This window comes from Pseudorhodoplanes sp. (assembly GCF_035565795.1).
Taxonomy (GTDB): domain Bacteria; phylum Pseudomonadota; class Alphaproteobacteria; order Rhizobiales; family Xanthobacteraceae; genus Pseudorhodoplanes.
In genome coordinates this window covers 1-18,650 of sequence record NZ_DATMRV010000149.1, presented here as the reverse complement: position 1 = coordinate 18,650, position 18,650 = coordinate 1, and the positions used below count along the sequence as shown (strand labels likewise).

The 18,650-nt window shown below is 64.2% G+C and carries 16 protein-coding genes; 5 read left to right on the top strand and 11 right to left on the bottom strand.

The features are described 5' to 3' along the window. Positions 1 to 1,220 (bottom strand): citrate synthase (gene gltA / locus VNZ93_RS13635; protein ID WP_325705783.1); only part of this gene is annotated, 1,220 nt, incomplete at its 3' end. Between the two features lie 200 nt (positions 1,221 to 1,420). Further along, positions 1,421 to 2,857 (bottom strand): glutamate--tRNA ligase, encoded by a 1,437-nt coding sequence (gene gltX, locus VNZ93_RS13630; protein WP_325705781.1) that lies wholly within the window; start codon positions 2,855 to 2,857, stop codon positions 1,421 to 1,423. Between the two features lie 213 nt (positions 2,858 to 3,070). Between gltX and VNZ93_RS13625 the strand changes: the two genes are divergently transcribed. Continuing rightward, positions 3,071 to 4,753 (top strand): glutamine--tRNA ligase/YqeY domain fusion protein, encoded by a 1,683-nt coding sequence (locus tag VNZ93_RS13625; RefSeq protein ID WP_325705778.1) that lies wholly within the window; start codon positions 3,071 to 3,073, stop codon positions 4,751 to 4,753. A gap of 51 nt (positions 4,754 to 4,804) precedes the next feature. After that, positions 4,805 to 7,093, top strand: a complete 2,289-nt coding sequence (locus tag VNZ93_RS13620; RefSeq protein ID WP_325705775.1) for a ComEC/Rec2 family competence protein — start codon at positions 4,805 to 4,807, stop codon at positions 7,091 to 7,093. Here VNZ93_RS13620 and lexA read toward each other — a convergent pair. From lexA to VNZ93_RS13575, 9 genes are all read right to left on the bottom strand, one after another. Beyond that, entirely contained in the window at positions 7,076 to 7,765 is a 690-nt protein-coding gene (gene lexA / locus VNZ93_RS13615; protein ID WP_325705772.1) for a transcriptional repressor LexA, read from the bottom strand. The two genes, VNZ93_RS13620 and lexA, sit on opposite strands and share 18 nt — an antisense overlap. A gap of 131 nt (positions 7,766 to 7,896) precedes the next feature. Next, positions 7,897 to 9,108 (bottom strand): gephyrin-like molybdotransferase Glp, encoded by a 1,212-nt coding sequence (gene glp / locus VNZ93_RS13610; protein WP_325705769.1) that lies wholly within the window; start codon positions 9,106 to 9,108, stop codon positions 7,897 to 7,899. A 2-nt stretch (positions 9,109 to 9,110) separates the two neighbouring features. After that, a complete protein-coding gene (gene moaC, locus VNZ93_RS13605) occupies positions 9,111 to 9,596 on the bottom strand; it encodes a cyclic pyranopterin monophosphate synthase MoaC (protein WP_325705767.1) in 486 nt (161 codons plus the stop codon). A gap of 2 nt (positions 9,597 to 9,598) precedes the next feature. Further along, on the bottom strand, positions 9,599 to 10,411 hold the full coding sequence (trpC, locus tag VNZ93_RS13600) for an indole-3-glycerol phosphate synthase TrpC (RefSeq protein ID WP_325705765.1): 813 nt from the start codon (positions 10,409 to 10,411) through the stop codon (positions 9,599 to 9,601). Positions 10,412 to 10,418: 7 nt separating this feature from the next. After that, entirely contained in the window at positions 10,419 to 11,435 is a 1,017-nt protein-coding gene (gene trpD, locus VNZ93_RS13595) for an anthranilate phosphoribosyltransferase (RefSeq protein WP_325705763.1), read from the bottom strand. A 9-nt stretch (positions 11,436 to 11,444) separates the two neighbouring features. Then, entirely contained in the window at positions 11,445 to 12,044 is a 600-nt protein-coding gene (locus VNZ93_RS13590) for an aminodeoxychorismate/anthranilate synthase component II (RefSeq protein ID WP_325705761.1), read from the bottom strand. 59 nt (positions 12,045 to 12,103) lie between these two features. Beyond that, positions 12,104 to 12,577 carry a cupin domain-containing protein gene (locus VNZ93_RS13585; RefSeq protein WP_325705758.1) on the bottom strand — a complete coding sequence of 158 codons (474 nt, stop codon included), beginning with the start codon at positions 12,575 to 12,577 and terminating at the stop codon, positions 12,104 to 12,106. Positions 12,578 to 12,597: 20 nt separating this feature from the next. Continuing rightward, positions 12,598 to 14,115, bottom strand: coding sequence for an anthranilate synthase component I (gene trpE / locus VNZ93_RS13580; RefSeq protein ID WP_325705755.1), 1,518 nt, complete (start codon positions 14,113 to 14,115; stop codon positions 12,598 to 12,600). A gap of 33 nt (positions 14,116 to 14,148) precedes the next feature. Beyond that, entirely contained in the window at positions 14,149 to 16,059 is a 1,911-nt protein-coding gene (locus tag VNZ93_RS13575) for a peptidyl-prolyl cis-trans isomerase (RefSeq protein WP_325705752.1), read from the bottom strand. A 174-nt stretch (positions 16,060 to 16,233) separates the two neighbouring features. On the opposite strand from VNZ93_RS13575, the gene tpiA reads away from it, so the two are divergent. From tpiA to VNZ93_RS13560, 3 genes are all read left to right on the top strand, one after another. Beyond that, the gene (gene tpiA / locus VNZ93_RS13570) at positions 16,234 to 16,983 is read left to right on the top strand and encodes a triose-phosphate isomerase (protein ID WP_325705750.1); all 750 of its coding nucleotides are present in this window, start codon (positions 16,234 to 16,236) and stop codon (positions 16,981 to 16,983) included. Between the two features lie 118 nt (positions 16,984 to 17,101). After that, the gene (gene secG / locus VNZ93_RS13565; RefSeq protein WP_325705749.1) at positions 17,102 to 17,482 is read left to right on the top strand and encodes a preprotein translocase subunit SecG; all 381 of its coding nucleotides are present in this window, start codon (positions 17,102 to 17,104) and stop codon (positions 17,480 to 17,482) included. 115 nt (positions 17,483 to 17,597) lie between these two features. Beyond that, on the top strand, positions 17,598 to 18,650 hold a 1,053-nt coding region (locus tag VNZ93_RS13560; protein WP_325705748.1), incomplete at its 3' end, for a CTP synthase.

Here is an 18,650-nt window from a genome sequence, read left to right as displayed (position 1 = left end):
TCGATCATTTCCTTCCACTGCGCGATCCAGCCGACGGTACGGGCGACGGCGAACAGCACGGTGAACATCGAGGTCGGGAAGCCCATCGCCTTCAGGGTGATGCCTGAATAGAAGTCGATGTTCGGATACAGCTTCTTCTCGATGAAGTACTCGTCGTGCAAGGCGATGCGTTCGAGCTCCATTGCCACCTGCAGGAGCGGATCGTCGCCGTGGCCGACCTCCGCCAGCACCTCGTGACAGGTCTTCTGCATGATCTTCGCGCGCGGATCGTAGTTCTTGTAGACGCGGTGGCCGAAGCCCATCAGGCGGAACGGGTCGTTCTTGTCCTTGGCGCGCTTCACATATTCGGGGATGCGATCGACGGTGCCGATCTCCTCGAGCATCTTCAGCGCGGCTTCGTTGGCGCCGCCATGCGCGGGACCCCACAGACAGGCAACGCCGGCCGCGATGCAGGCGAACGGATTGGCCCCCGACGAGCCGGCGAGACGCACGGTCGAGGTCGAGGCGTTCTGTTCGTGGTCCGCATGAAGAATGAAGATGCGGTCCATCGCGCGCGCCAGAACCGGATTGGCCTTGTAGTCCTCGGTCGGCACCGCGAAGCACATCTTCAGGAAGTTGGACGAATAGTCGAGCGCATTGGTCGGATAAACGAATGGCTGACCGATCGTGTACTTGTAAGCCATTGCTGCGAGCGTCGGCATCTTCGCGATCATGCGGATCGAAGCGACGAGGCGCTGATACGGATCGGAGATGTCGGTGGAGTCGTGATAGAAGGCGGACAGCGCGCCGACCGAGCCGACCATCACCGCCATCGGGTGCGCGTCGCGGCGGAAGCCCTGGAAGAAGCGGCTCATCTGCTCGTGCACCATGGTGCGGTTGGTGACGCGCTTGACGAAATCCGCCTTCTGGGTCGCGGTCGGCAGCTCGCCGAACAACAGAAGGTAGCAGGTCTCGAGGAAGTCGCCGTGTTCGGCGAGTTGCTCGATCGGATAACCGCGATAGAGCAGGATGCCCTCGTCGCCGTCGATATAGGTGATCTTGGATTCGCAGCTCGCGGTGGACGTGAAGCCGGGATCGTAGGTGAACATCCCGGTCGCGCCGTAGAGCTTGGCGATGTCGATGACCTCGGGGCCGATGGTTCCGGCCTTGACCGGGAAGTTGTTACTCTCGTCGCCGACCGTGACTTTGGCGGTTTTCGCGTTTGCCGTCTTTGCGTCCATCGGCATCCCCTTACAAACAGCCCGGGTCATCCAGCGCGATCGGCCGGTCGCTAGCTCGACCACCGTTCAGCCCTTTACCCCGGGGGATTAGTCCAGTGACTGTGGCGTAGCCCATCCGTTTCCGCACCGCAAGATGGGCAGAAGTGGACGGTTCCGGGCTCTTGCGATCGTGCTAAACGACGGCGCTCCGGATTGCGGGGTCAGGCCGCGACGGAGCCGCTCTTCTGCGCTTGCTCGCGGATTCGATCGACGCTTTCGGCCTGTCCCAGCACTGCCAGGACATCGAAAATTCCGGGAGACGTCACCCGACCGGTGAGGGCGGCGCGCAACGGCTGCGCAACCGAGCCAAGTTTCACATTTGTGGAATCGGCATAGGCGCGCACGGCCGCTTCGGTCGTCTGCGCCGACCAGTCCGTGATCGATTCAAAATGCGGAAGCAGGCCCAGCAGGAGCCCGCGTGCCTCCGGGGACAACAACGCTCGCGCCTTGTCTTCCAGCGGGAGCGGCCGGTCGGACCAGATGAAGCGCGACTGTTCGAGCAATTCGACAAGCGTCTTGGCTCGCTCCTTCAGGCCGGGCATGGCCCTGAGCAGCTTTGCGCGCAGGTCGTCATCCAGCTTTGCTGACAACTCGGCACCGTTCGGAATGAAGGGCAGCGCACGCTCGAACTCGGCAAGCAGCACCGCATCGTCAGCCTGCCGCATATAGTGCCCGTTCAGGCTCTCCAGTTTTACGAAGTCGAAGCGTGCGGCGGAGCGCCCGATCTGCGGGAGGTCGAACAGGTCGATCATCTCCTGCGTCGAGAATATCTCCTGGTCGCCGTGGCTCCAGCCGAGACGGACGAGGTAATTGCGCAGCGCCTCCGGCAGGTAACCCATCGCGCGATAGGCATCGACACCCAGCGCGCCGTGCCGCTTGGACAGCTTCGAGCCGTCCGGGCCATGGATCAGCGGAATATGCGCCATCACAGGAACCGGCCAGCCGAGCGCGTCGTAGATCTGCTTCTGGCGCGCCGCGTTCGTCAGATGGTCATCGCCGCGAATGATGTGGGTGACGCCCATGTCGTGATCGTCGACCACGACCGCGAGCATGTAGGTCGGATTGCCGTCCGAACGCAGCAGCACGAGGTCGTCGAGGTCCTCGTTCTGCCAGACCACGCGGCCCTGAACCTGATCCTCGATCACGGTCACGCCGGTCAGCGGCGCCTTCAATCGGATGACCGGCTTTGCGCCTGCCGGCGCCTCGGATGCGTCACGATCGCGCCAGCGCCCGTCATAGAGGCGCGCGCGGCCCGCCGCGCGAGCGGCCTCGCGCATCTGGGCGAGTTCCTCGGGCGTGGCGTAACAGCGATAGGCGCGGCCGGAGGCCAGAAGCTGCTCGGCGACCTCGCGATGACGTGCGGCCCTGGCGAACTGGTGAACCGCATCACCGTCCCAGTTGATGCCAAGCCAGGTCAGGCCGTCGAGAATGGCGTCGATCGCAGCGTCGGTTGAGCGCTCACGGTCTGTGTCCTCGATCCGGAGCAGCATCTTGCCGGCGTGGCCACGTGCATAAAGCCAGTTGAACAGCGCGGTGCGGGCGCCGCCAATATGCAGGAAGCCGGTCGGAGAGGGTGCGAAGCGGGTAACGACGGTCATTCTGGGGCGTATCGGTTTCCGGTCGGCCCATCTATCATGGGCGGGAAGCTTTCGGAAACAGCGCATTGCCGTTCATTGCGGCAAGGACGGGGCAAGATTAACTGATCCCTTTCCGGGGCCACTGCCGGACCTTGGCGCTCAGGCACGAATTTGGCAGAAGGCACGCTTGGTAAGGGCACGCTGCGATCTGACATCGCAAGCGAGAGAGGCGAGATGGCCGTGGACGATAGTTCGAACTTGGAAGCGGGGCGCGATTTCATCCGTGACATCGTGCAGGCTGACCTGGATTCGGGACGCCACAAGACGGTCGTCACCCGCTTCCCGCCCGAGCCGAACGGCTATCTTCATATCGGACACGCCAAGTCGATCGGGCTGAATTTCGGCATCGCGCAGGAGTTCGGCGGACGCTGTCACCTGCGCTTCGACGACACCAACCCGGTCAAGGAGGAGCAGGAATATATCGACGCCATTCAAGAGGACGTGCGCTGGCTCGGCGGTGACTGGGGCGGCCACCTCTACTACGCGTCGGACTATTTCGAGCAGCTATACCAATGGGCCGAGTTACTGATCACGCAGGGCAAGGCCTATGTCGACGATCAGTCGCCGGACGAGATGCGTGCGACGCGCGGCACGTTGACCGAGCCCGGCAAGAACTCTCCGTTCCGCGATCGGTCGGTCGAGGAGAATCTCGACCTGTTCCGGCGCATGCGGGCCGGCGAATTTCCGAACGGGGCGCGCGTGCTCCGCGCCAAGATCGACATGGCGTCCGGCAACATCAATCTGCGCGACCCGGTCCTCTACCGCATCCTGCACGCGCATCATCCTCGCACCGGCGACGCCTGGAAGATCTATCCGAGCTACGATTACGCACACGGTCAGTCGGACGCGATCGAGCACGTCACCCATTCGATCTGCACGCTCGAATTCGAGGATCACCGGCCGCTCTATGACTGGTTCATCGAGAATCTGCCGGTGCCGTCCCGTCCGCATCAGTACGAATTCGCGCGGCTCAATCTGAGCTACACGGTTCTGTCGAAGCGGGTGCTGAACCGTCTGGTACAGGAGAAGCATGTCGCCGGATGGGACGATCCCCGCATGCCGACTCTCGCCGGGTTGCGCCGCCGCGGTGTTCCGCCGGCCGCGCTTCGCGATTTCGTCAAGCGCATCGGCGTGGCCAAGGCGAACAGCGTCGTCGATATCGCGATGCTGGATTTCTCGATCCGCGAGGCGCTCAACAAGACTGCGCTGCGCCGCATGGCCGTCCTGCGGCCACTGAAGGTGGTGATCGAGAATTATCCGGAAGGACAGCGCGAAGAGCTCGAAGCCATCAACCATCCGGACAATGAGGGCGCAGGCACCCGCACGATCCGTTTCGGCCGCGAGATCTATATCGAGCAGGACGATTTCATGGAGAACCCGCCGAAGAAGTTCTTCCGGCTCTCTCCCGGTTCCGAAGTGCGCCTGCGCTACGCGTATTTCATCACCTGCCGCGAGGTGGTGAAGAATGCCGCCGGCGAGGTCGTCGAATTGCGATGCACCTACGATCCGGCAACGAAGGGCGGCAATGCTCCCGACGGGCGCAAGGTCAAAGCCACGATCCATTGGGTCTCGGCGGCAGATGCCGTCTCGGCCGAGGTGCGTCTCTACAATCCGCTCTTCAGCAAGCCGGATCCGGATGCCGCGAACTTTGTGGCCGATCTCAATCCGAATTCGCTCGAGGTCCTGGCGAATGCGAAGCTGGAACCGGCCGTCGTCGCGGACAGTTCCAGCGAGCCGATGCAATTCGAACGGCAGGGCTATTTCGTGCGGGACCGCGACTCGACCCCGGGCCGTCCCGTGTTCAGCCGCACCATTGGGCTGCGGGACACCTGGGCGAAAGTGCAGGCAGGCGGCTGATCCCGATTTGATGTAACCTCGCGCCCCGGTTGCAAGGCCGGGGCGGGGCTCATGGCAGGCGAGAGCGATCCGAGGGGCCGCGCGCGAGCGCGAACCTGGCCGGTCGGTGGGCGCGCACAAGGCGCGACACCGGGCTGGCTTGGTGCGCTTTCGCCGCTCGCGCAAGGTGCCGGCGCCAGGATCGGCGGCTGGATCGCCTACGACACCGCGCCGGGCCGGCTTGTCCCGTGGCTGCCGATTGCGTTCGGACTCGGCGTCGTTCTCTATTTCGCGGGGGATCGCGAACCGCTGCTCTGGGCCGGATTGGCCCTGACTGCGGCCGCGCTGGCGCTCTGCATCGCGGCGCGCGCGCGGCCCTTGGCTTTTCCGGTTGCCGTTGCCGCTGCGGCGATCGCCTTCGGGTTCACGCTCTCGACCTGGAAGACCGCGCGCATCGCCCATCCGATCCTCGGCGCGCCGGCATTCAATGTGACCCTGTCCGGATTTGTCGAAGCGCGCGAGGAGCGCGAGCGCAGCGACCGCATCGTGATCCGTGTGCACACGATGAGCGGCGCACGGCCGGACATCAGGCTCGAACGCATCCGCGTCTCGGTCCGCAAGGGCATGGCGCCTCCGGTCGCCTCGTTCGTGGAACTGCGGGCGCGGCTCAATCCGCCGCTCTCACCGCTGCGGCCGGGAGGCTACGACTTCGCGCGCGATCACTATTTCCAGCGGCTGGGAGCGACCGGCTTCGTACTCGGTGCGGTCAAGCAGGTGCAGCCGCCGGAGCCGGCCGACCTGTCGCTTCGTGCGAAGGCTGCAATCGGTTCGCTGCGCGATGCCATCGACGCGCGCATCAGGGCCACGCTGCCGGGCGACAAGGGCGCCATCGCATCGGCGCTGATCACCGGCAAGCGCGATGCGATCTCAAGCTCGGTGAACGAGGCGATGTATGTCTCGAGCCTCGCGCATGTCCTGTCGATCTCGGGCTACCACATGGCAGTGGTGGCGGGCGTGGTGTTCTTCGTAATCCGCGCCGGGCTCGCGCTGCTCCCGGCGGTTGCCGCGCGTCACCCGATCAAGAAATGGGCTGCACTCGCCGCACTCGGCATGGCCGCATTCTATCTCGTCATGTCCGGCGCCGAAGTCGCGACCCAGCGCGCCTTCATCATGACGGCGATCGTGCTGATCGGCGTGACGTTCGACCGGCCGGCGCTAACGCTCCGCACGATCTGCGTCGCAGCTCTGGTCTTGCTGGCGATTTCTCCCGAAGCGATCGTACACCCAAGCTTCCAGATGTCGTTCGCCGCAACGCTGGCGCTGATCGCGGTCTATGAGCGCGGCTTGCCATGGCTGTCGGCCGAGCCGAAGACGACGCTCGCGGCGCGCATCGCGCTGTGGGGCGGCCGCGAGATCGCAGCGCTCGTCCTCGCCTCGCTGGTCGCGGGCTTCGCAACGACGCTGTTTGCAGCCTATCACTTTCATCGGCTGGCGCCCTATGGCGTGCTCGCGAACCTCCTCGCCATGCCTGCGGTGTCGATCTGGGTCATGCCGGCCGGGCTGCTCGCGTTATTCCTGCTTCCGTTCGGATTCGACCGGCCGTTCTGGTGGCTGATGGGCGAGGGGATCGAGTGGATGATCGTCGTCGCAAGCTGGGTCGCAAGCCTGCCCGGCGCGGTCGGGCGCATCCACGCCTTCGGCATCGGTCCGCTGCTGCTCGGGACGGCCGGACTTATCCTGCTGTGTCTCCTGCGATCGCCCCTGCGCTGGACCGGGGCGGTTCTGGCCGTTCTGTGCATTGTCGCGGCCTGGGCGACGCAACGCCCGGACGTTCTGATTTCGGCCGATGCCGGGATGGTGGCGGTGCGCGATTCCGGCGGTGCGCTGCGGGTCATGGCGAGCCGCCGCGACAGCTTTGTGTTGCGCCAATGGCTCGCCGCGGACGGCGATGCGCGCGCCGACACCGACCAATCGCTCGCGCAGGCGATACGCTGCGACGCGGCCGGATGCGTGGGCCGGATGGCGGACGGCCGCGCCGTCGCGCTGTCACTGACGGCCGACGCCATGATCGAGGATTGCGAGACTGCGGCGCTCGTCGTCACGACGCGCAACCGCCCGCAAAATTGCACCGCGATCATCATCGACCGCAACGCTGCCCGCGCGCAGGGCGCGGTGTCGGTCTATGTGAACGGGAATTTGCTCCAGCTGCAGGCCGCGCGGCCACCGACTTATGACCGTCCCTGGGCTCGAAGGCCGGAAGAGCCTGCAGCGCAAGCCGCACGGCAAACACCGCCGCGTGATGCCACGCCGCGTCCGTCCGACCTCGAAGCGGATGACGGCCCGTCAGTAGCGCCGGAATAGGCCGACCAGCTTGCCCTGGATACGCACGCGCGTGGGCGGCAGGATCCGGACTTCATATGATGTGTTAGCCGGCTCAAGTGCGATGGAAGCTCCGCGCCGGCGGAAACGCTTTAGCGTTGCTTCCTCATCGTCGATGAGAGCGACAACGATGTCGCCGGTGTCGGCGGCTTCCGACTTCCGGATGAGAACCGTATCGCCATCCAGAATTCCGGCATCGATCATCGAATCGCCGCGCACTTCGAGCGCGAAATGGTCGCCCGATGACAGCATGTCCGGCGGCACGTTGATGGTGTGGCTCTTGGTCTGAATCGCTTCGATCGGCGTGCCGGCGGCGATCCGGCCCATGACCGGGATGGCAATCGGACGCCCACCGTCATCCTCTGACGCTGTGCGGACGCGGCCGAGATTTCCCTCGATGACACTCGGCGTAAAGCCGCGCCGCGGGGTAGGGGTGGCGGACTCCGGCAGTTTGATGACCTCGATGGCGCGCGCACGATTGGGAAGCCGGCGGATGAACCCGCGCTCCTCAAGTGCCGTGATCAGGCGGTGAATTCCGGACTTGGAGCGCAGATCAAGTGCGTCCTTCATCTCATCGAAGGAGGGCGGAACTCCCGCTTCCTTGAGGCGCTCGTTGATGAAACGCAAAAGCTCGAACTGCTTACGGGTCAGCATTCAGGTGTCTCCCCGACGCATCCGGCTTGCTGGAAGAACCCAACGGATGCGAAACAAATCATGAACGGACACTATATGTTCGATATGTGTTCCGCAACCCCTTAATTTGCAGTGAAGAATGCAGCGGGACGCTAAAGGGGAAGCTTTAGGATAACGCAGGGTGACCCGGCGGCCGCCTGCGGCGCATGCGGGGCTCTGAGTACCAGGCAATCTGCCTCGGCCAGCAACCGCGTCATCGACGAATCCTGCGCCGGGAACGGAGTAGCAACCAGCGCGCCGCGTGGCGAGCGGGAAAGTCGAGCCCGCAGATAATCCGCGCGCTCGTCGTTCTCGGGAAGGTCCGCCCCGAGCAGCGCCTGCTCAAGCTCGGGAATCGTGTCGGCACGTCCGGAAAGGGCACGCAGCAACGGCACCAGAAACAGGAACGCGCATACGAAGGCCGAGACCGGATTTCCCGGCAAGCCCAGCACGTGGATCGGTCCAAGCCGCCCATGCATCAGCGGGCGACCGGGGCGCATTGCGATCTTCCAGAACGACAGATCCATCCCTTCAGCGGCGAGCGCCTGCTGCACGAAATCGTAATCGCCAACCGACGCGCCACCCATGGTGACGAGCACGTCGACCCGCCGCATCCGGGCGTCCTTGATCGCGGCGACGGTGTCGGCGAGCGTATCGCGGACAATCCCGAGGTCGCTCACCACGGCGCCTTCCTGACGCGCCAGCGCTGCAACCGAATATCCGTTTGAATAAACGATCTGGCCAGGGCCTGGCTTGGGCCCGGGCAACACCAGTTCGTCTCCGGTCGCAAGCAGTGCGACGCGCGGCTTTCGATGCACCGGCAGGATCGGGTGATTCATCGCCGCGGCAAGGCCGAGATCGCGCCCGGTCAGGACGCGCCCGCGTGACAGCAGGACCTCGCCCTCCTTGAAATCCAGTCCTGCCGCGCGAATGTGCCGGCCCCGTTTCGGCACCGTCGTGATGATGACATTGTCGCCATCACGCCGCGTTTGCTCCTGTACGACCACCGTGTCGGCGCCAGCCGGCATTTCGCCGCCGGTAAAGATCCGCACCGCCTGTCCGCCGCGGATTTCCCCCGTGAATGGCCGCCCCGCCGCGACTTCTCCGATGACCGTGAGATCGATCGGCGCGCTGGTCACGTCCTCGCTACGCACGGCATAGCCATCCATGGCGGAGACATCGACGGGCGGCTGCGTGCGTTGTGACACGACATTGTCAGCAAGCACGCGGCCATGCCCCTCGGTGATCGGCACCCGTTCTGCCGGCAGCGCGCTCGCATGTTCCAGAACGCGCTGCAGGGCATCGGCGACGGGCAGCAGCGCCATGCTTATTGTCCCGCGCGGTAAGGACCGGATTTGCCGCCCGTCTTCTCGACCAGGCGGATGCCTTCGATACGCATGCCGCGTTCGGCGGCCTTCACCATGTCATAGATCGTAAGACATGCGACGGAGACCGCGGTCAGCGCTTCCATCTCAACGCCGGTCTGGCCCGTCACCTTCACGCTCGCCTGCACGACGATGCCGGGCAGGGCGGGATCCGGCGTCAGATCGACGGTGACCTGCGACAACGCGAGCGGATGACACAGCGGGATCAACTCGTGCGTTCGCTTCGCCGCCATGATGCCGGCAATGCGCGCTGTGCCGAGGACATCGCCCTTCTTGGCGTTGCCCGCGACCACGAGGTCGAGTGTCTCCTTGCTCATCGCCACGCGGCCCTCGGCGATCGCCACGCGTGTGGTTGCGACCTTGCCAGACACATCGACCATGTGCGCTTCACCGGAAGCGCCGAGATGGGTGAGGACCTTGCCGGACATGACTAACCGGCGGCGCGGACATTCGGCCGCGCCAGCAGCGTACGGGTCGCCTCGGTGACATCGGTCGCGCGCATCAGGCTTTCGCCAATCAGGAATGTCGATATTCCGACACCCGACAATAGCGCGAGATCGGCGGGCGTGAAAATTCCGCTCTCGCCGACGATGAGCCGGTCACGCGGCACCTTCGGCGCAAGCGCTAAACTGACATCCAGCGAGGTTTCGAAAGTGCGCAGATTGCGGTTGTTGATGCCGAAAAGCCGCGACTTGAGCTTGAGCGCGCGTTCGAGTTCGGCCTCGTCGTGAATCTCGATCAGCACGTCCATGCCATAGGAGATGGCGGCGGCTTCGAGTTCATGCGCGGCACCATCGTCAACGGCGGCCATGATGATGAGGATGCAGTCGCCGCCCCATGCGCGCGCCTGCGCCACCTGATACGGCTCGAACATAAAGTCCTTGCGAAGCGCGGGCAGGGACGTCGCAGCACGCGCGTTCGTCAGAAATTCCGGGCGGCCCTGGAACGACGGCGCGTCCGTCAGCACGGAAAGGCACGCCGCGCCACCGGCCTCATAGGCCCTGGCGATCGCGACCGGATCGAAGTCGGCGCGGATCAGTCCCTTGGACGGGCTCGCCTTCTTCACTTCGGCGATCAGCGCATATTGTCCGGCGGCAAGTTTGCGCTCGATCGCCTTGGCGAAGCCGCGCGGTGCGGACGCTGCGCGTGCCGCAGCATCGAGTGCGGCGGGGCTTATCTCGCGCTTCGCGGCGGCGATCTCTTCGCGCTTGTAGGCCTCGATCTTGGTGAGAATGTCGGCCATCCGAAGTTCACCCGTTCGAGACGGCGACGAGCCGATCGAGGCGCGCGCGAGCGGCGCCGGTCGACAGCGATTTGCGCGCCTGTTCGGCGCCGTCTTTCAGGTCCTTTGCGACACCGGCAACAGCCAACGCCGCCGCGGCATTCATCACCGCGACCTCACGATAGGCGCTCGGCTTGTTGTCGAGCACGTCCTTCAGCGCGGCTGCATTATGCTCGGAGTCACCGCCCCGTAACGCTTCCGGCTTCACAATCTCACCGCCGATATCGGCCGGCGAAATCTCGAAGGTGCGGATCTTGCCATTCTCGAGTGCGGCGACGGCGGTCGGGCCCGAGGTCGTGATCTCGTCGAGACCGTCCGATCCGTGCACCACCCAGGCTGCTTCCGAGCCAAGATTCTGCAGCACCTGCGCGAGCGGCTCGATCCAGTGCCGCGAGAACACGCCGACGAGCTGGCGCTTCACGCCGGCAGGGTTCGAGAGCGGTCCGAGCAGATTGAAGATCGTGCGTGTTCCAAGCTCGACGCGGGTGGCGCCGACGTTCTTCATCGCCGGGTGATGGGCGGGCGCGAACATGAAGCCGATGCCGGCCTCGTAGATGCAGCGCGTGATCTCATCCGGCCGCAGGTCGATCTTGATGCCGAGCGATGTCAGCACGTCGGCCGCGCCCGATTTCGAGGAGAGCGCGCGATTGCCGTGTTTCGCCACCGGCACGCCGGCACCCGCGACGATGAAGGCCGCGCAGGTCGAAATGTTGTAGGATCCCGATGCGTCGCCGCCTGTGCCGACCACGTCGACGGCGCCGGGAGGGGCGGCGACCTTCGTCATCTTGTCGCGCATTGCGCTGACTGCGCCGGTGATCTCGTCGACGGTCTCCCCACGCACCCGCAGCGCCATCAGCAGACCGCCCATCTGCGAGGGGGTCGCTTCGCCCGACATCATGCGGTCGAAGGCGTGCGCGGCTTCTTCGCGTGTGAGCGCGGCTCCGGATGCTGTCTTGGCAATCAACGCCTTGAATTCGTCGGCCATTACGCGTCCTCAATGCAAGCGACGCTGCGCGCCGTTCCATGCGGCGGCAAGGTCGAGAAAGTTCTTCAGGATCAGGTGTCCGTGTTCGGACGCAATGCTCTCGGGATGAAACTGAACGCCGTGGAGCGGCAGACTTCTGTGCGAGAGGCCCATCACCAGGCCGTCATCCGTTTCCGCCGTCACCTGGAGTTCGGCCGGTATGGTGTCGCGCTTGACCACCAGCGAGTGATAGCGCGTCGCCTTGAAGGGTCCGTTGATGCCGCGGAATACGCTCTGGCCTTCGTGGTGAATGTCCGAAAGCTTGCCGTGTACCGGGTACGGTGCCCGCACTACGTCGCCGCCGAAGGCCTGACCGATTGATTGATGGCCAAGGCAGACGCCGAGAATCGGAATCGCCTCCTTCGCCTTGGCGATCAGATCGAGACAGATGCCGGCTTCGGACGGAGTGCAGGGCCCAGGCGACAGCACGATCGCGTTCGGATTCGTCGCGATGACCTGATCCGCGCTCAAAGCGTCGTTGCGGTGCACAGTAACGTTTGCTCCCAGCCCGCCCAGGTAATGGACGAGGTTGAAAGTGAAGCTGTCGTAATTGTCGATCAGCACGATCATGGTCTTCTACCCGGTCAAGGGTTTAAGATCGGCCCTTGAGGGGGTCAAGGCAATGGATGTCAGCCCTTATGGATCGGGTCGATCCAGGCGACGCTTTCCGGCTTTTCGACTGGCTCGATATCGAGATTAACCACGACCGCCTCGTTGTCCGAGCGCACGAGCACGCATTCAAGCACCTCGTCGGGGCTGGCATTGATCTCCTGATGCGGAACGAACGGCGGTACGTAGATGAAATCGCCGGGACCCGCCTCAGCAACGAACTCGAGATTCTCGCCCCAACGCATGCGCGCCTTTCCACGTATCACATAGATCACGCTTTCCAGTTCGCCGTGATGATGCGCGCCGGTTTTCGCGTTCGGGTGAATATTGACGGTGCCGGCCCAGATCTTCTGTGCGCCGACACGCGCGGCATTGATCGCAGCTTTCCGGTCCATGCCGGGCGTCTGCGCGGTATTGGCGTCGAGCGAATTGCCCGGGATCACCCGCACGCCGTCATACTTCCACTTGGCCTCGTGTGAATGGTCGTGTCCCATGTCTGTTTTCCGTATGTTGACTATTGCCCGCGTCCAGCGCCGCTCGCGAAGCGCCGCGCTTCCTCGGCGGCCCGGAACAGGGCTTTCGCCTTGTTGACGCATTCCTGCTGCTCGGCCGCCGGATCGCTGTCGGCGACGATGCCGGCGCCCGCCTGAACATACATCCTACCATTCTTGACGACGGCAGTCCGCAACACGATGCATGTATCCATTTCGCCTGCGGCGGAAAAATAGCCGACGCAGCCGGCATAGATGCCGCGCTTGTCCTTTTCGAGTTCGTCGATGATCTGCATGGCGCGCACCTTCGGCGCACCTGACACGGTGCCGGCCGGAAAGCCCGCGATCAGGGCATCGAGCGCATCGCGCCCATCGGCAAGGGCGCCCTCGACATTGGAGACGATGTGCATGACCTGACTGTAGCGCTCGATGAAGAACCTGTCGGTCACTTCGACCGTGCCGATCTTCGCGACACGTCCGACATCGTTGCGGCCGAGATCGAGCAGCATCAGATGCTCGGCGCGCTCCTTGGGATCAGCGAGCAATTCGCGTTCGAGCGCCATGTCCTCGTGCGGCGTAGCCCCGCGCGGCCGTGTGCCGGCGATCGGCCGGATGGTAATGCGGCCACCGCGCACGCGCACCAGGATCTCCGGACTTGATCCGGCGATAGCGAGACCATCCAAATTCAGGAAATAGAGAAATGGGGCCGGGTTGACGCGCCGCAGCGCGCGATAGAGCGAAAACGGCGAAAGGTCGAACGCCGTCTCGAAGCGTTGCGACAGCACCACCTGAAAAATGTCGCCCGCGGCGATGTAGTCCTTGGCGCGCGCGACCATCGCGGCGTATTCGGCAGGACTCGTGTTGGAGACGGCGTCCGCCGCGATGCTGCCGACGTGATCCTCGCGCATTGATTTCGGCAATGGCGCATCGAGCTTGTCGACGATCGTGTTGAGGCGCTCCGCAGCGCGCGCGAGCGCAGCTCTTGCCGAGACGCCGTGTTCCGGGCGCACCGGCGTCACGACCGTGATCTGGTCCTTCACCGAATCGAAGACCAGCACGATGGTCGGGCGGATCAGGAGTGCGTCGGGCGTTCCGAGCACGTCCGGATTGATGTCCGGCAACCGCTCCATTTGTCGCACCATGTCGTAGCCGAGATAGCCGAATAATCCGGCGGCGGGCGGCGGCAGGATATCGGGCAGTTCGATCCGGCTCTCGGCAATCAAGGCGCGCAGCGCGTCGAGCGGCAGCTGAGGGCAGGGGGCGAAGGAGTCGTTCGCGCGCGCGGCGTCGCGATTGATCTCGGCCTGTGCGCCGCGCGCGCGAAAAATCACATCGGGTTCAAGGCCGATGATCGAATAGCGGCCGCGTACGGCGCCGCCTTCGACCGACTCGAACAGGAAACTCATCGGGCGCCCATCCGCGATCTTGAGAAAGGCCGAAACCGGCGTTTCGAGATCGGAGACGAGATGCGTCCATACGACTTGCGGCGCGCCACTGTCGTAGCGCGCCGCAAAGTCTTCCGCTGTGGGCTCGATGATCATCGGGTCCGGCGCAGTGTATGCGCCCCGTGTCTATTAGTTCGTGCTGCCGCCGATGACCTGATTGAGCGCGGCTTCGTTGATTGTCGCGCCGAGAGTCGCTTGCAGATTGGCGAGGTACTGCGCCAGCACATCCTCACGCAGCATGTTGGTCAGGCCGTCGCGGATCCGCTTGGCATCCGCCGAATTCGGATCGAGCGCCGGCACCGTCACGCCGGTGACACGGAACACCACCCATTCGTTCGCGCTCGCGCCCTGCGACGTGCCGACACCGTCTTTCGGCGTCTGGAACACAGCGTCAAGCGCATTGGCAGGGAAATCGCCCTGGGTGCGGTCACGCCGGAGGGCCACGACGAATTGCGGCTTGGTGCCGACGGCTGCTGCGACGTCGGAGATCGGCGTCGTCTTGAGCTTCTCCGCGGTCTGCGTGGCCAGTTCCTTGAGCTTCGCCGCAATCTGATCGTTCCGCCAGCGTTCGATGACGCGGTCGCGAACCTCGTCGAGCGGGCGTTCGCGCGACGGCGTTGTCGATACGACCTCAAACCAGAGATAGCCGTCGCCCTTGGCGATCTGGATCGGGTCATTCTCGGTGCCGACCTCCGCGTTGAAGATCGCGGAGAACAGGTTGGCCGTGTCAGGAAGTTGCGACACCGGTTTGCCGTCCGGACCGCGGCCGGACCGGTCGATGGCATCGATCGTCTGGACCGACAGGCCGACCTTCTTGGCCAGCTCCGCCAGCGTGCCGCCGGCGCCGCGCTCGTCTTCCAGCTTGTCGTAAAGCGTACGGACCTCGCTTCGCGCGCGTGTCATCGCAAGGTCGTTCTTCAGTTCGGCGGCGACCTCCTCGAACGGACGGACCGTCTCCGGCTCGACCTTGCCTACGTGAAGCAGGACAAAACCGAAGCGGCCCTTGATCGGTTCGCTCGTCGAATCGGGCTGCAACGCAAATGCTGCGTCTGCGACGGCAGGGTCGAGAATCTGCGACTTCGGCACCATGCCGAGGTTGACGTCGCTGCCCTTGCGTTCAGGCGAGGCGGCGTATTTCTCGAAGCCCATATCGGGTTGCTTAATCTTCTCCAGCGCTTCGCGCGCCTCCGCTTCGGTTGGGAAGACGATCTGATGCACCGCGCGGCGTTCCGGCGTTACGAATTTCGCGCGATCGGCGTCGTAGGCCTTCCTTGCGTCTTCGTCGGAGATCGTGATGGTCTTGGCCAGCGTATCGGCCGAGAGCGTGACGAGGTCGACCTTGCGGAATTCGGGAGCGCGGAACAGGCCTTTGCGCTCCTCGAAGAACTTGGCAATTTCTTCGGGCGTCGGGTCCTTGATCTCGCCGGCCTGATCGGGCCCCAGGACCAGGTAATCAAGCGCGCGCAGTTCATTGGCGAAGCGGTTCTGCGCATCGATCGCAATCTCCGGCACCGACATCTCACCCGCGAGGCTGCCGATGATTTCCTGCTGCAACATTTGCTTGCGGCGCTCGGCGACGTAGCGCGCTTCCGTGTAGCCGAGTTCGCGCAGGATGGCGTTGAAGCGATTACGATCGAACTGGCCGGATATGCCGCGGAAGGTCGGATCGTTGCGGATGCGCTGGGCGACGATGTCGTCAGGCAGATTCAGCCCGAGCTGGCGGATATTCTCGTCGAGCGCGGCCTCGGCGATCATCTGGCCGAGCATCTGACGGTGCAGGCCGAGCGCGCGAGCCTGATCTGCGGGAATGGGCTTGCCGACCTGGCGGATCAGCCGCTGCATCTGCTCGTTATAGTTCTGGCGAAACCGTTCGACGCCTATTTCGGTCGAGCCGACCTTGGCAACGGTCGACGTGCCGAAGCCGCGGAAGATGTCGGCGATCCCCCACACCGCGAATGAGATCGCAATCATGCCAAGCACGATGCCGGTGATCAGGCGGCCAAGCCAGTTGCGGGTAGCATTTTGAATTCCGCGCAGCATGGGAGCTTCAAGGTCTTTCGTTGTCGGCGATGGGGGTGAAAAGGCCGCGCATCATAGAGACGGCGGTGTGACCCTGCAACACGCTGAGAAGTCACAGGAAAGCGCTAGCACGCCGCGCAGCGCTCTGGTAGCGGGTTGCGATCTCGGATCGATTACAATTGGGAAAGAGGGCTCATGGCGAACGAACCGCGTCCGCTGGTCGCAGGCAACTGGAAAATGAACGGCTTTGCTGCGTCGGTCGCCGAACTGAACGCGATCATTGCCGGCGCCGCGAGCAAGCCCGTTGCGGCCGATCTGATGATCTGCCCGCCGGCGACGCTGATCGCGAGCTTCGCGAAGGCGGCAGCGGGCTCCAAGGTCGCCATCGGCGCGCAGGATTGCCATGCCGAGGCCTCTGGCGCTTTTACTGGCGACCTGTCGGCGGAGATGCTGAAGGACGCCGGCGCAAGCGCCGTGATTGTCGGCCATTCCGAGCGGCGGGCGCTGCACGGCGAAAGCGACGAGGCGGTTCGGGCCAAGGCGATCGCGGCCAATCGCGCCGGGCTGACAGCCATCCTGTGCGTCGGCGAGACGAAGGAGGAGCGCGAGGCGGGGGCTACCATTGCGCGGATCGGCCGGCAGCTCGACGGGTCCCTGCCGGACAGGCTCGATCGGCTGGTCATTGCCTATGAACCGGTCTGGGCGATCGGGACCGGACTGACGCCGACCCCGGGCGATGTTGCGGAGGTTCACAAGATGATCCGCAACTATCTGATTTCCAAGGATAAAGCCGTCGGGCCGAGCGTGCGCATCCTGTACGGCGGTTCGGTCAAGCCTCAGAACGCCGCGGAGTTGATGGCGGTCGCGAATGTCAACGGCGCCCTGGTTGGCGGCGCAAGCCTGAAGGCGGCGGATTTCCTAGGAATCGCTGCGGCTTACGCGTAAAGCGCGGCAGCGACCGCGAGGGTGGAATTGTCGGATCGGATCGTGTAAAGACGCGCCCGCATTCCTATATGGCGGCGTGACAGAAGCGGCCCGGCCGAGGCGCAGGCAGGATTTTCGCATGCAGACTGTGATCATTGTCATTCATCTGCTCATCGTTCTGACGATGATCGGGCTTGTTCTGCTGCAGCGTTCCGAAGGCGGCGGTCTTGGCATGGGTGGCGGCGGGTTCATGTCGACGCGCGGTACCGCCAATCTTCTGAGCCGCTCGACCGCCTATCTGGCGGCAGGATTCTTCGCCACCAGCCTGATCCTGTCGATCCTTGCGGGCTATGACCGCAAGCCGACCTCGATCCTGAATACCGGCGCGCCCGCCGGTCCGACGGTTCCCGCACCCACGACCGCACCGCTCGGCTCCGGTTCCGGTGGCGTCCTCGATCAGCTTCAGCGGCCGGCCCAGCCCACGCCGCCCGCGGGGCCTCAGGTCCCGCAGTCCCAGTAACCCTCACGACAAGGGCCGGGAAACCGGCCCTTCGAATTTGCAGGGACAGTTATCCAAAACCCGAGGGGATCGTCCTCTCGTCGAATCGAATCAGGCGGTCTAAAGGTTGAGCCCCATGGCGCGGTACGTATTTATCACCGGCGGCGTGGTGTCCTCTCTCGGCAAGGGCCTCGCATCCGCTGCACTCGGAGCGGTTCTGCAGGCGCGCGGCTACAAGGTCCGCCTGCGCAAGCTCGACCCCTATCTCAACGTCGATCCCGGAACGATGTCGCCGTATCAGCACGGCGAGGTCTTCGTCACCGATGACGGCGCGGAAACCGATCTCGATCTCGGTCACTACGAGCGCTTCACCGGGCGTCCGGCGACCAGGCGCGACAGCATCACGACCGGCAAGATCTACCAGGACATCATCGCCAAGGAACGCCGCGGCGATTATCTCGGCGCGACCGTCCAGGTCGTCCCGCATGTGACGAACGCCATCAAGGACTTCATCCGCGACGGCAACGGGGATTACGATTTCGTCCTGTGCGAAATCGGCGGCACGGTCGGCGACATCGAAGGCCTGCCGTTCTTCGAAGCGATCCGTCAGTTCGGCAATGAAGTGCCGCGTGGCCACGCGATCTACATTCACCTGACGCTGCTGCCGTATATTCCGAGCGCCGGCGAACTGAAGACCAAGCCGACGCAGCATTCGGTGAAGGAACTGCGTTCGATCGGCATTCAGCCCGACATCCTTTTGTGCCGTACCGATCGTCCGATCCCGCCGGAAGAGCGCCGCAAGCTCGGCCTGTTCTGCAACGTGCGCGAGAGCGCCGTGATCGAGGCACGCGATGTCGACAACATCTACGCCGTGCCCGAGGCGTATCACGCCGCCGGTCTCGACCGCGAAGTGCTGTCGGCGTTCGGCATCGAGGACAAGACGCCGCCCGATCTCAAGACATGGCGGGTGATCAACGAGCGCATCCGCAATCCGGAAGGGCAGGTGACGATCGCCATCGTCGGCAAATATACCGGCATGAAGGATGCCTATAAGTCGCTGATCGAGGCGCTGTCGCATGGCGGCATCGCCAACAAGGTGAAGGTCAATCTCGACTGGATCGAGTCCGAGGTGTTCGAACACGAGGATCCGACACCGTTCCTCGAACACGTGAACGGCATCCTTGTGCCG